At 72.6% G+C, this 12,150-nt stretch carries 15 protein-coding genes; 10 read left to right on the top strand and 5 right to left on the bottom strand.

The features are described 5' to 3' along the window. Positions 1 to 165: 165 nt before the first annotated feature. Together HII36_RS48995 and HII36_RS48990 are read right to left on the bottom strand one after the other, a co-directional pair. Positions 166 to 876, bottom strand: coding sequence for an HAD family hydrolase (locus HII36_RS48995; RefSeq protein WP_173530263.1), 711 nt, complete (start codon positions 874 to 876; stop codon positions 166 to 168). Positions 877 to 883: 7 nt separating this feature from the next. Then, complete coding sequence (locus HII36_RS48990; RefSeq protein ID WP_236004826.1) at positions 884 to 1,528, bottom strand: GntR family transcriptional regulator; 645 nt, start codon at positions 1,526 to 1,528, stop codon at positions 884 to 886. Positions 1,529 to 1,594: 66 nt separating this feature from the next. Here HII36_RS48990 and HII36_RS48985 point away from each other — a divergent pair, with 66 nt between their 5' ends. Both HII36_RS48985 and HII36_RS48980 read left to right on the top strand, forming a co-directional pair. Beyond that, positions 1,595 to 2,782: a CaiB/BaiF CoA transferase family protein gene (locus HII36_RS48985; protein WP_173530262.1), complete on the top strand. Its 1,188-nt coding sequence runs from the start codon at positions 1,595 to 1,597 to the stop codon at positions 2,780 to 2,782. Beyond that, the gene (locus tag HII36_RS48980) at positions 2,779 to 3,594 is read left to right on the top strand and encodes an HpcH/HpaI aldolase/citrate lyase family protein (protein ID WP_173530261.1); all 816 of its coding nucleotides are present in this window, start codon (positions 2,779 to 2,781) and stop codon (positions 3,592 to 3,594) included. The genes HII36_RS48985 and HII36_RS48980 overlap by 4 nt, the downstream gene beginning before the upstream one ends. A gap of 26 nt (positions 3,595 to 3,620) precedes the next feature. Here HII36_RS48980 and HII36_RS48975 read toward each other — a convergent pair whose 3' ends face one another. Further along, positions 3,621 to 4,259 carry a TetR/AcrR family transcriptional regulator gene (locus HII36_RS48975; protein ID WP_236004824.1) on the bottom strand — a complete coding sequence of 213 codons (639 nt, stop codon included), beginning with the start codon at positions 4,257 to 4,259 and terminating at the stop codon, positions 3,621 to 3,623. Positions 4,260 to 4,397: 138 nt separating this feature from the next. On the opposite strand from HII36_RS48975, the gene HII36_RS48970 reads away from it, so the two are divergent. From HII36_RS48970 to HII36_RS48960, 3 genes are read left to right on the top strand one after another with little or no spacing between them, the layout of a single operon-like run. Further along, a complete protein-coding gene (locus HII36_RS48970) occupies positions 4,398 to 5,378 on the top strand; it encodes a sugar ABC transporter substrate-binding protein (protein ID WP_173530260.1) in 981 nt (326 codons plus the stop codon). After that, a complete protein-coding gene (locus tag HII36_RS48965) occupies positions 5,375 to 6,418 on the top strand; it encodes an ABC transporter permease (RefSeq protein ID WP_173530259.1) in 1,044 nt (347 codons plus the stop codon). Before HII36_RS48970 ends, HII36_RS48965 begins: the two co-directional genes overlap by 4 nt. Beyond that, entirely contained in the window at positions 6,415 to 7,170 is a 756-nt protein-coding gene (locus HII36_RS48960; RefSeq protein ID WP_173530258.1) for an ATP-binding cassette domain-containing protein, read from the top strand. The genes HII36_RS48965 and HII36_RS48960 overlap by 4 nt, the downstream gene beginning before the upstream one ends. 29 nt (positions 7,171 to 7,199) lie before the next feature. On the opposite strand, the gene HII36_RS48955 is transcribed toward HII36_RS48960, so the two are convergent. Then, positions 7,200 to 7,517 carry a DMT family transporter gene (locus HII36_RS48955; RefSeq protein ID WP_173530257.1) on the bottom strand — a complete coding sequence of 106 codons (318 nt, stop codon included), beginning with the start codon at positions 7,515 to 7,517 and terminating at the stop codon, positions 7,200 to 7,202. A 38-nt stretch (positions 7,518 to 7,555) separates the two neighbouring features. Beyond that, positions 7,556 to 7,891 (bottom strand): DMT family transporter, encoded by a 336-nt coding sequence (locus HII36_RS48950; RefSeq protein ID WP_173530256.1) that lies wholly within the window; start codon positions 7,889 to 7,891, stop codon positions 7,556 to 7,558. Positions 7,892 to 7,980: 89 nt separating this feature from the next. Between HII36_RS48950 and HII36_RS48945 the strand changes: the two genes are divergently transcribed. From HII36_RS48945 to HII36_RS48925, 5 genes are all read left to right on the top strand, one after another. Continuing rightward, positions 7,981 to 8,412, top strand: coding sequence for a MarR family winged helix-turn-helix transcriptional regulator (locus HII36_RS48945; protein ID WP_173530255.1), 432 nt, complete (start codon positions 7,981 to 7,983; stop codon positions 8,410 to 8,412). A 72-nt stretch (positions 8,413 to 8,484) separates the two neighbouring features. Continuing rightward, positions 8,485 to 8,853, top strand: coding sequence for a nuclear transport factor 2 family protein (locus tag HII36_RS48940; RefSeq protein WP_173530254.1), 369 nt, complete (start codon positions 8,485 to 8,487; stop codon positions 8,851 to 8,853). A 134-nt stretch (positions 8,854 to 8,987) separates the two neighbouring features. Further along, entirely contained in the window at positions 8,988 to 10,295 is a 1,308-nt protein-coding gene (locus HII36_RS48935) for an MFS transporter (protein ID WP_173530253.1), read from the top strand. Beyond that, positions 10,292 to 11,332, top strand: a complete 1,041-nt coding sequence (locus HII36_RS48930) for a hypothetical protein (protein WP_173530252.1) — start codon at positions 10,292 to 10,294, stop codon at positions 11,330 to 11,332. Before HII36_RS48935 ends, HII36_RS48930 begins: the two co-directional genes overlap by 4 nt. After that, positions 11,329 to 12,150, top strand: an 822-nt coding sequence (locus HII36_RS48925) for a DUF917 domain-containing protein (protein ID WP_173530251.1), incomplete at its 3' end; no start/stop codon positions are given. The genes HII36_RS48930 and HII36_RS48925, both read left to right, overlap by 4 nt.

Here is a 12,150-nt window from a genome sequence, read left to right as displayed (position 1 = left end):
CGGGCGGGGTGTTCCTGGGTGACCCGCTGGGCGACGGCGACCACCTGGCGCACGTCGGCGGCTTCGACCTGGCGTCCTCGGCCCTGGCCGGCCTCGCCCCCTCGTGAGCGCCCACTGGCCCGGCCCCCTCGTAAGCACCCACGCGTCTCGCTCGCTCGTGAGCGCTTACGGGTGTGCGGGGTCTGCGGCGAGCACGTCGCGCAGGCCGTGCAGGGTGGTGATGCGGGGGAAGCCGGGCGGCGGCGGCGTGCCGAGCCGGTCGAGCCAGACCGACGGCATGCCGATCGCGGCCGGGCCGGTCACGTCCTTGTCCACGTCGTCGCCGACCAGCAGCACCTGCTCGGGCGGCAGGCCCAGCGCCGCGGCGGCGCCGGTGTAGCAGGCGGGCGCCGGCTTGAAGTGGCCGCCCAGCGACTCGCCCGTCAGCACCGGTCCGAGCAGCCCGCCGAGCCCGATCGCGCGGACCTTCTCCTCCTGCGGGCGCTGCGCCCCGTTGGTCAGCACGCCGAGCCGGAACTCCGCCAGCCCGGCCAGCGCGCCGGCCGCGTCGGGGTAGGCGACCCAGCCCTGCCGGTACAGCTCGGCGTAGTCGGCGAAGGCGGTGTCGACCGCGGCGTCGGCGCCGAGGGGCACGTCCAGCTCCAGCTCGGCGCAGAGCGCGCGGACGCGGCGGCGGCGCTGCTCCTGCCACGAGCACTCGCCGGCGTGCCAGGCGGCCAGGTGCGGGATCTCCAGCGACTCCCACAGCGCCGCCGCCTCGCCCAGACGGGGATGCGCGGGCGCGTGCCGCGACACCCAGCCGGTGATGGCGGTGTCGGCGGCGGCCCGGTGGTCGAACAGGGTGCCGTCCAGGTCGAACAGGATCGCGGTGATCATCGGGTGGTCAGTGCTCCTTGCGGAAGTCGCCGGCCTGCCGGACGTGGTCGATCATGACACGTTCCGCGGTGTCGCCGTCGCCGGCGGCCAGGGCGTCCAGGATGGCGGCGTGCGCGCCGAGCTGGCGCTCGACCTGGGCCGGGTCCAGCCACAGCGACGCCTGGGCGGGCACCGGGACGCTGTCGCGCACCGATCTGGCGTGCGCGCCCAGGAAGGCGGGGCCGCCGATGTCCACGACGCGCTGGTGGAAGCGCCTGCTCTGCTCCCCGAGCAGGTCGTTCCTGCCCGCGGCGGCGTCGGCGGCCATGGCGGCGTGCAGCTCGCGCAGCCCGTCCAGCTCGCCGGGGGTGATCCTGGCGGCGGCCAGGCGGGCGCCCAGCCCCTCGACCACCGAGCGCAGCCCGTAGTACTCCGCCAGCGCGTCGGCGCCCAGATCGATGACGGTCGCGCCGTGGTGGGCCTCGTAGCTGATCAGCCGGTCCTTCTCCAGCCGGCGCAGGGCCTCGCGCACCGGCGTCACCGATACCCCGAGCCGCTGCGCGACGGCGGCGGCGCGCAGCGCGGTGCCGCCGGGGATCCGCGCGTTGCGGATCTCGTCGAGCAGCACGCTGTAGACGTAGTCGGCCTTGCTCATGGGCGGGCGCGGGGTCATATCCCTCAGTTTCCCCTAGATACGGTCATGATTGACCTGTCTCTTATTTCTTATAAGTTATAAAACATGACTAGCCTCGCCGACCTGCGGGTCATCGACGCCGCCACGCTGTTCGCCGGTCCGTCCGCCGCGATGATGCTGGGCGACTTCGGCGCCGACGTGATCAAGATCGAGCATCCCCGGCGCGGCGACCCCTCACGCGGGCACGGCGCCTCCGTCGACGGGGTGGGGCTGTGGTGGAAGACGCTCTCGCGCAACAAGCGCGCCGCCGCCGTGGACCTCTCGCACGCCGACGGTCAGGAGATCCTGCGCCGCCTGGCCACCCGCTCCGACGTGCTGATCGAGAACTTCCGCCCGGGCACCCTGGAACGCTGGAACCTCGCCCCCGAGGACCTGCTCAAGCTCAACCCCCGCCTGATCGTGGCCAGGATGACCGGGTTCGGGCAGTTCGGGCCGATGGCCTCGCGGCCGGGGTTCGGCACGCTGGCCGAGGCCATGAGCGGCTTCGCGGCGATGACCGGGCAGCCGGACGGGCCGCCCACGCTGCCGCCGCTGGCCCTGGCCGACGGGATCGCCGGGCTGGCCATGGCCTACGCCGTCATGGTCGCGCTGCGCGCCCGCGAGCACACCGGCCGCGGCCAGGTCGTCGACCTGGCCATCATCGAGCCGATCCTGGGGCTGCTCGGCCCGCAGATGAGCGCGTACCAGGCGCTCGGCGTGGTGCCGCCGCGCACCGGCAACCGGTCGAGCAGCAACGCCCCGCGCAACACCTACCGCACCCGCGACGGCCGCTGGCTGGCCATCTCCACCAGCGCCCAGCCCATCGCCGAGCGCGTGCTGACTCTGGTCGGCCGGGCCGACCTGGGCGAGCAGCCGTGGTTCGCCAGCGGGCACGGCCGGGTCCAGCACGTGGACGAGCTGGACGAGGCCGTCGCCTCCTGGATCGCCGAGCGCGACGCCGCCGAGGTCATCGCCCGCTTCGAGGAGGCGCAGGCCGCCGTCGCGCCCATCTACGACGTGCGCGACCTGGCCGTGGACCCGCAGTACGCGGCGCTGAACACCTTCATCGACGTGCCCGACGAGGAACTGGGCAGCGTCGCCATGCAGAACGTGATGTTCCGACTGTCCGACACGCCGGGCGAGGTCCGCTGGCCGGGCCGAGCGCTCGGCCGCGACACCGACGAGGTGCTGGACGAGCTGGACTACACCGCCGAGCAGGTCGCCCGGCTGCGCGCCGACGGGGTGATCGGGTGAACGTGACCTGGCTCTACGTGCCCGGTGACCGGCCGGAACGCTTCGCCAAGGCGGCCGCGTCCGGCGCCGACGTGGTGATCGTCGACCTCGAGGACGCGGTCGTCCCGGCACGCAAGGACGAGGCCCGCGCCAACGCCGTCGCCTACCTGCGCGAGCGGCCAGGCGGCGGGCCGGAGATCCACGTCCGGGTCAACGACCTGGCCACCGAGCGGGGCCGGGCCGACCTGGCGGCGGTCGGCGACCTGGCCGACGGGGTGCGGCTGCCCAAGGTCGAGTCCGCCGACGCCCTGGACGTGCTCGACGGCTGCGCCGCGCCCGCGTACGCGCTGCTGGAGTCCGCGGCCGGGATCGTCGGCGCCGCGGCCGTCGCCGCACATCCCCGGGTGGCCGGGGTGGCGCTCGGCGAGCAGGACCTCGCGGCCGAGCTGTCGATCACGAGCGAGGCCGCCATGGACCACCTCAGGCTGCAGGTCGTGCTGGCCGCCGCCGCGGCCGGTCTGCCGCCGGTGCCCATGTCGGTGTATCCGCACGTGGCCGACGAGGCCGGGCTGGCCGCCTCCTGCGCGGCCGGGCGGGCGCTCGGCCTGTTCGGCAGGACCGCGATCCATCCCCGTCAGATCCCGGTGATCAGGCGGGCGTTCCGTCCCACGGCGGCGGAGAGCGCCGCGGCCGCCGAGATCGTGGCGGCCGCCGAGCGGGCCGAGCGGGCGGGCGCGGGCGCGGTGGCGCTGCCCGACGGCCGGTTCGTGGACGCGCCGATCGTCACCAGGGCCCGCCGCACGCTGGCACTCGCGAACCGCCTGGCCGAGTAGCCGGCGCCGTCACGCGGGCGGCTCCTTTACGCGGACGGGCTCCAGCGGGCCGACAGCTCGTCGTCCTCGGCCGGGGGGCCGGGCAGCGGCCGGTGGCCGGCGGGCGCCCGCAGCGAGTCCATGATCAGGCTCAGGTACCGGTGCCTGAGCTGCGAGGTGCGCTCCTCGTCGCCGATCTTGATGCTGGCGATCTGCTCGAACAGCAGCGCGATGTCCGCCACCGACACGTCGGGACGCAGCACGCCCGCGTCGACCGCCCGGTGGTGGATGGCGGTGGCGAGCTCGCCGGAGCGCATCGCGTCGCGGTAGAGCTCCTCGGTGGGCTGGAACGTGCCCGCCAGCTTGATGGTCAGCGAGTTGGTGTCGGCGTCGACGATGCCGCGCATGTACCCGGCGAACGCCTCCCACACGTCGCCGTCGCGCGCCAGCGCCTGTTCGGTGACCGCGATGTAGGCCTTCAGCCCGTCGCCGCAGAGCTTCTGCAGCAACGCCTCCTTGCTGGGATAGCGCCGGTAGAGCGCGCTGATCCCGACCCCGGCCCGCTCGGCCACGGCCGCGATGGGCGCGCCCGGATCGGCGGTGAAGACGGCACGGGCCGCCTGGAGGATCAACTCGTCGTTTCTGGCGGCCTGCGCCTTGCGGCCGCTCATGGGTGCAGCTGTCATACCTCCAGCATAAGGGAACGAACAATTCCGTTCTATAGCCCGGTTGGATCAAGGTCTGGTCTATTGGTCCATATGTCTATACAAAGAGTTGACATTGCGATACAACCAGGGCGAGCCCGTTGGTCCTGGAGGTGTCCGATGAGACGAACCCTGATCGTGCCGGCCCTGCTGCTGGCACTCACCGCCTGCTCCTCGGGCGGCCAGAGCGCGCAGAGCAGCGCCCCCGCGCCCGCGGACACGGCCGCCGCCACCGCCCCCGCCGCGGGCAGCTTCGCCGTCATCACGCACGGCGCGCCCGGCGACTCCTTCTGGGACGTGGTCAAGAACGGCGCCGAGGCGGCCGGCAAGCAGTACGGCGTCAAGGTCGCCTACCAGGGCGACGGCGACCCGGCCAAGCAGTCGCAGCTCATCGACCAGGCGGTGTCGGAGAAGGTGGACGGCATCGTGGTGTCCATGGCCAACCCGGACGCGCTGAAGGAGTCCATCACCAAGGCCGTCGCCGCGAAGATCCCGGTGGTGACGATCAACTCGGGCGCGGACTCGTCCAAGGAGTTCGGCGCGATCACCCACGTCGGCCAGTCGGAGGACGTGGCCGGGCGCGGCGCGGGCGAGCAGCTCAAGGCGGCCGGCGTGACCAAGCTGCTGTGCGTGATCCACGAGGCCGGCAACGTCGGGCTCGACCAGCGCTGCAAGGGCGCCGAGGAGACGCTGGGCGGCACGGTGGAGCGGCTGCAGGTGGACGTGAGCAACCTGGCCGACGTCACCTCGAAGATCACCGCCAAGCTGCAGTCGGACAAGTCGGTCAACGGGGTGCTGTCGCTCAACCCGGCCATCGCCATGGCCGCCAGGGACGCCGTCAAGGACGCGGGCTCGCAGGCCAAGCTGGCCACGTTCGACCTGTCGGCGGACGTGGTCACCGCGATCAAGGACGGCGAGCTGCTGTTCGCCGTCGACCAGCAGCAGTACCTGCAGGGCTTCCTGCCGATCACGTTCCTGAACCTGTACAAGCAGAACCTCAACACCGTCGGCGGCGGCCTGCCGGTCAACACCGGCCCCGGTTTCGTCACCAAGGACACCGCCGAGCAGGTCGCCAAGCTGACCGAGGCGGGCACGAGGTGACCACCGCCGCCGGCCCGCGCGCCGACGAGCGGCTGGCGGACGTCGGGGCGCTGCGCCGCCTGCTCATCCGCCCGGAGCTGGGCGCGGTGGTCGGCATGATCGTGGTGTTCGCGTTCTTCGCGAGCCAGTCGGAGGTCTTCCGCTCGCTGGACGGCGTGGCCAACTGGCTCGACCCGGCCTCCACGCTCGGCATCATGGCCGTGGCCATCGCGCTGCTGATGATCGGCGGCGAGTTCGACCTGTCGGCCGGCGTGCTGACCGGCACGACCGGGCTGATCCTGGTCACGCTGGCCACCAGGTTCGGCTTCGACGTGTGGACGGCGATGCTGGTCGGCCTGGTGGTGGCGCTGGCCGTGGGCTTCGCCAACGGGCTGATCGTGACCAGGACCCGGCTGCCCAGCTTCATCGTCACGCTGGGCACGTTCCTCATGCTGCAGGGGATCAACCTGGGCGTGACCAAGGCGCTGACCGGGACCGTGCAGGTCAGCGGGCTGCGGCGGGCGTCCGGGTACGAGGGCGCCCGGACGATCTTCGCCGGCACGATCGAGGTGGCCGGCACCTCGTTCCGGGTGGCGATCCTGTGGTGGATCGCCGTCACGGCGCTGGCCACCTGGGTGCTCATGCGCACCAGGCCGGGCAACTGGATCTTCGCGGTGGGCGGCAACGAGCAGGCCGCCCGCGCGGTCGGCGTCCCGGCCGCACGCACCAAGATCGCGCTGTTCATGACCACCGCGTTCGCGGCCTGGCTGGTCGGCTCGATCATGGCGCTGCGGTTCACGTCCGTGCAGGCCAACATCGGCATCGGGCAGGAGTTCATCTACATCATCGCGGCCGTCATCGGCGGCTGCCTGCTGACCGGCGGCTACGGCTCCGCCGTCGGGGCGGCGATCGGCGCGGTGATCTTCGGGATGGCCGACAAGGGCATCGTCTTCCTCGGCTGGGACGCCGACTGGTTCAAGTTCTTCCTCGGCGCCATGCTGCTGCTCGCGACGCTGGCCAACCGCCTGGTCAGGCGGTACGCCGAGGAGGTGAGACATTGATTCTCGAGACCAGGGACATCGGCAAGTCGTTCGGCTCGGTGCTGGCGCTGCGCGGGGTGTCGATGGGGGTCGAGGCCGGCCGGGTCACCTGCGTGCTGGGCGACAACGGCGCGGGCAAGTCGACGCTCATCAAGATCCTGTCGGGGGTGCACCGGCACGACTCTGGCTCGCTGCTGATCGACGGCGCCGAGGTGCGCCTGTCGAGCCCGCGCGAGGCGCTCGACCGCGGCATCGCCACCGTCTACCAGGACCTGGCGATGATCCCGCTGATGTCGGTGTGGCGCAACTTCTTCCTCGGCTCCGAGCCGCGCCGCGGCCTGGCCTTCGACGTGCACAAGGCCAGGCGCGTGGCGCGCGAGGAACTGCGGGCCATGGGCATCGACATCAGGGACGTCGACCAGCCGGTCGGCACCCTGTCCGGCGGCGAACGCCAGTCGGTGGCCATCGCCAGGGCGGTGTACTTCGGCGCCCGCGTGCTCATCCTGGACGAGCCCACCTCGGCGCTCGGGGTCAAGCAGGCCGGGGTGGTGCTGCGTTACATCGCCAGGGCCCGCGACCGGGGGCTCGGCGTGGTGTTCATCACGCACAACCCGCACCACGCCTACCCGGTGGGCGACCGGTTCCTGCTGCTGAACCGGGGCAGCAGCCTGGGCGAGTACGGCAAGGCCGACATCACCAGGGACGAGCTGACCACGCTGATGGCCGGGGGAGCGGAGCTGGAGGAACTGGCGCACGAGCTCGAACGGGAGTGAGCCCCGGGGACCGGCGTCCCCGGGGTCTCTCACATCGCGGCCAGGCGGAGCAGCGCGACCCCGCCGATGATGGCGGCGAAGGACACCAGCTTGGCGGCGTTGATCTTCTCCTTGTAGAGCAGCGCGCCGAACACGACCGTGCCGATCGAGCCGACGCCGGTCCAGATGGTGTAGCCGACGCTGACGTCCAGGGTCTTGAGCGCCAGGCTCAGGGTGAAGATGCCGCCCGCCGCCGACAGCAGCGTGAAGACCGACGGCCACAGCCGGGTGAAGCCCCGGGTGGCGTTGGTGCCGAGAGCGAAGCCGATCTCGAAGACGATGGCGATGCCGAGGTAGATCCAGGCCATGATGATTTCTCCGGTTCAGTGTCAGAAGGTGTGGTCGGTCAGGAGGCGGCGGGGGTGGGCCGGTCGGCCAGCTTGAGCCCCAGCACGCCGCCGATGATCAGCACGAAGGCCAGCGCCTTCCAGAGGTTCATCGCCTCGTCGAACAGCAGCGTCCCGAACACGACGGTGCCGACGGAGCCGATGCCGGTCCAGATGGTGTAGCCGACGCCGACGTCCAGGGTCTTGAGCGCCAGGCTGAGGAAGAAGATGCCGGCGCCGGCCGCGGCGATCGTCAGCAACGACGGGCCGAGCCGGGTGAAGCCCTCGGTGGCGTTGGTGCCGAGAGCGAAGACCACCTCGAAGACGGCGGCGATGAGCAGGTAGATCCAGGCCATGGGAATGCGCTCCTTCAAATGCTTGCTTGTACATGCATATTCTGTACATGCAGGTAATATGACTGTCAACAGGAAGGGAGCACCCGGTCGTGAACACCGATGACGAACTGTGGGTCGGCGTGGTCCGGCTGCACGCCAGGGTCGAGCACGAGCTGGCGGCGGCGCTGCAGCGCCATGGGCTCGGCCTGTCGGAGTACCGCGCGCTGTGCCACCTGTCCACCTCCGGGGCCGGCGAGCTGCGCATGCAGGACCTGGCCGACCTGCTGGGGCTGAACCAGAGCTCGGTGACGCGCCTGGTCGCGCGGCTGGAGAAGGCCGGGCTGACCCGTAGAGACCTGTGCCCGGACGACCGGCGCGGCGTCTACACCGTCATCACGGACGCGGGACGGGCCAGGAAGGACGAGGCCACCGGCGCCTACGAGGGCACGCTCACCGCCGTCCTGGACCGGCTGTCGGCCGAGCAGGGGCTCGGCGGCCTGGTCGCCGCACTCCGCCGGGCCGGTTCTGAATCTACGTTGTAAAGGCGTTCGGTCGCTTTTGTCCTCATACGGTGTGACCACACACGTCTCATCGACACTGAGGAGCGCACCACCGTGGCACGCGACGCCGTCTGGGCGGTCATCACCGGCATGTACGACGCCTACGCCAGAGGCGACCGGGCCGGCATCGACCGGCTGCTGCACCCGGACGCCACCATCTGGGACTCGGCCGAGCCCGGCCTGATCACCAGCAGGGCCCAGCTCGACCGGGTCCGCGACGCGCGGCCCTCCGACGGCCCGGCCGAGACCGGCGTACGCGCCTGCGACGAGGTCGTGGACGTGTGGGGCGACACCGCCCTGGCCCGGTACGTGCTGCGGGTGGACTTCGCGCACGGCGAGCCCGAACTGGTGCGCACCACCAGCGTGCTGCGCCGCGCGGGCGGCGAGTGGCTCATCGTGCACGTCCATGAGAACACGCTCTGACCTGCGGATATCCTGAGTAGTCAGGGCAGGGTGCACAGCGCCGCGGCCGACGGCAGTGCGCTGCGCACAGGGCGGGGGAAAGGGGGCGGTCCTATGGTGCGGCAAGACTTCGCGCCCCCCTCCGAGGAGCTTCCATGACCGCCACCGACTCAGCGACGATGCCCATCGGCGCGGCGTTCGACCGGATGCCGTTCACCCCCAGGCACGTGCTCATAGCCCTAGCGCTGTTCATCGCGTTCGTCATCGAGTCGTGGGAGCAGCTCGCCCTGATCTACGTCTCCGGTGACCTGGGCACCCAGTTCGGCATCGACCAGGCCGGCATCGGCCTCGTGCTGTCGGCCGTCGCGTTCGGGATGATCCCCGGCGTGCTCATCTGGGGCCCGGTGGCCGACAGGATCGGTCGCAAGCCGGCCAGCTTCTGGTCGCTGCTGGCCTACGGGGTGATCGCGTTCGCCTCGGCGTTCGCGCCGAACATGACCGTGCTGGTCACCCTGCGGGTGGCCTCGGGGCTGGCGCTGGCCGGCGTGTACACGATCACCTTCCCGTACTTCCTGGAACTGCTGCCCACCCGGTACCGGGGACGGGCCGCCGTCTACCTGTCGATCGGCTGGCCGATCGGCATGCTGGCCGCCATCGGGGCCTCGGTGACCCTGGGTGACCTGGGCTGGCACGTGGTCGTCATCGCCAGCGCGGTGGCCGGGCTGTGGGCGTTCGCGATCAGGGCGTGGGTGCCCGAATCGCCGTACTGGCTGGTGGCCCGCGGCCGGCACGCCGAGGCCCGCGAGGTGCTGCGCGCGCTGGAGAGCCCGGACGCCGACGCCCGCTTCACCGTCGCCACCACGCGCGTCGGCAACCCGCTCGACCTGTTCCGCGGCAAACTCGCCAAGATCACGATCGTGATGCTGGTGCTCAACTTCGCCTTCAACTGGGGCTACTGGGGCCTGCAGACCTGGCTGCCGACGCTGCTGCAGAACAGGGGCCTGACCATGTCGGCGTCGCTGGGCTTCGCCGCGCTGAGCGCGCTCATGATGATCCCCGGATACGTGAGCGCGTCGCTGCTGACCGGCCGGTTCGGGCGCAAGAAGGTCTTCCTGGTGTACGTCGTCGCGGCGGTGCTCGGCGGGCTCTGGTTCGCCACGGCCGAGACGATGACCGGGCTGTACCTGGGCAACTTCGTGTTGTCGTTCTTCAGCCTGGGCGCCTGGGGCGTCTGGAACACCTGGAACGGCGAGTTCTACCCGACCGCGCTGCGCGGCACCGGCTACTCGTGGGCGACCGCCTCGCAGCTCGTCGCCACCGCGGTGGCGCCGTCCGCGGTGGGCGCGCTGCTGGCCGGGGCCACCGGGTTCACCGCGACCATGCTGATCATCAACGCGTTCATGGTGGTGACGGCGCTGCTGGCGCTGCCGCTGCCGGAGACCGAAGGGCGCGAGCTGGAGTGATCGCCGGCGTCGCGCTCGGACGGCTCGCCCCCGTGGTGGTGGCCGTCAGGGACGGCGTGCTCCAGCGGCCGGTCACGGACGACGACGTGACCGGCCGCGCCGCGTCCGGGGGTTTCCGCGCCGCGTCCGGGGGCTTCCAGGCCGCGTCCGGGGGTTTCCGCGCCGCCTGTGTGGCGGTGGATCTCACCGATGCGGACCTGGCCCCGGTGGCGGTGATCCGGGTGGGCGGCCCGTGCCCGGCGGCGTTGCGGCCGCTGGCCGGCCGGCCCGAGGGGGCGGGGGTGGCGACGATCGTCCGCGGCGGGCACAGCCTGACCGGACGGCCGCTGGCGGCGCTCGACACCGAGGCGGTGCGGCGCTTCGCGGCCGGGTGCGGGCTGAGCGACTTCGCGGTCACCGCGACCGGGTCGCCGATGCTGGCCGATCACGAGCTGGCCGTGGCGTCGATCGTGGCGGCCGAGGTGCCGGGCGCGCGGATCACGCTGTCGTACGAGTTCGGCCGCCCCGGGCTGCGCGCCCGCGAGGAGAACGCGATACGCAACGCCGCCCTGGGCCCCGCGGCGGGCCGGATCGCCGACGCGGCGGCCCGCGAGCTGCCCGGGCCGCCGGTGTACTTCGCCAGGTCGGGCAGCGGCCTGGTGTCGGCGCACTACTTCCGCCGCTACCCGCTGACCTGCGACAGGGGCGGGCAGGCGAGCCTGGCCAGGGGCCGCGCGGCGCTGGCCGGCGGGCTCGGCCCGGAGGCATCGGCGGCCTGGGACGTCCCCGCCGGCGGATTGCCTGACGAGGTGGTCATGGCCTACGGCGCGGCGCTCGGCGGGCCGCAGGCGCAGGTGGAGCGCATCGTGCAGGCGCGCGGCCGGGCCGAGCTGGACCGGGCGCTGCAGGACGCCAGGGACGAGGTGCTGACCCGGGTGGTCAGCGCGGGTGCGGCCCCGGGGTCGGCGCGGGTGGCGGAGACGACGGTGAACCCGCTGTCGTTCCTGCCCGACGGCCTGTACCGGGTGCGGGTTGCGGCCGAGGGAGCCACCCCGTGAGCCCGTCGGGCATGACCCGCGGCGACGAGGCCGGGCAGGTGATCGACGCGGAGCGGCTGGAGCGGCTGGCGGCCGGGTCGCGGCTGTTCGCCACCGGGGCGGCGGAGTCGTCGTTCCGGCTGGCCGTCGACTGGGCCGTGGCCGAGATCGGGCCCGGCGTGCGCCTGGTGGCCGCGGACGACCTGCCCGGCGACACGTTGTGCGTCGCGGTGAGCCTGGTCGGGTCCACGACCGCGCTGGGCGAGCAACTGCCCGGCGGCGACGAGCCGACCCGCGCGGTGCGGGCGCTGGAACGGCGGCTGGGCCGGCGGGCCGGCGCGGTGGTGGCGCTCAACCTGGCCGCGGAGAACGCCATGATCCCGGTCATCGCCGCGGCCGGGCTGGGCGTCCCGCTGGTCGAAGGCGACGGGACCGGCCGGGTGTTCCCGCTGGTGGAGCAGACGACGTACACGCTGGGCGGGGTGAGCGCGGCCCCGCTGGCGCTGGCGGGGGCGTCGGGCGAGCTGGTGCTGCTGGAGACCGACCGGGTGGAGGAGCTGCTGCGCCCGGTGGTGTTGTCGGTCGGCGGGTGGGCGGTGGCGGCCTGCTACCCGATGGCGGCCCGCGACCTCGCGCGGGTGCTGGTCGCCGGGACGGTCGGCGCGCTGCTGGCGGCGGGCGCGCCCGGGGCGGCCAGGTCGCTGGCGGCGCCGTTCGGGGTGCGGACGTTGTGCCGCGGCCGGATCGCCGCCGTCGAGGGCAGCACCGGCCACGGCACCGGCCCTGATGCGCCCGGAACCGGGGGCGGCTTCAGTGGCGGCTTCGGGGGCGGCTTCGGG

Source organism: Nonomuraea antri, from assembly GCF_013283785.1.
Classification (GTDB): domain Bacteria; phylum Actinomycetota; class Actinomycetes; order Streptosporangiales; family Streptosporangiaceae; genus Nonomuraea; species Nonomuraea antri.
This window is presented reverse-complemented; position numbering and strand designations above follow the sequence as displayed.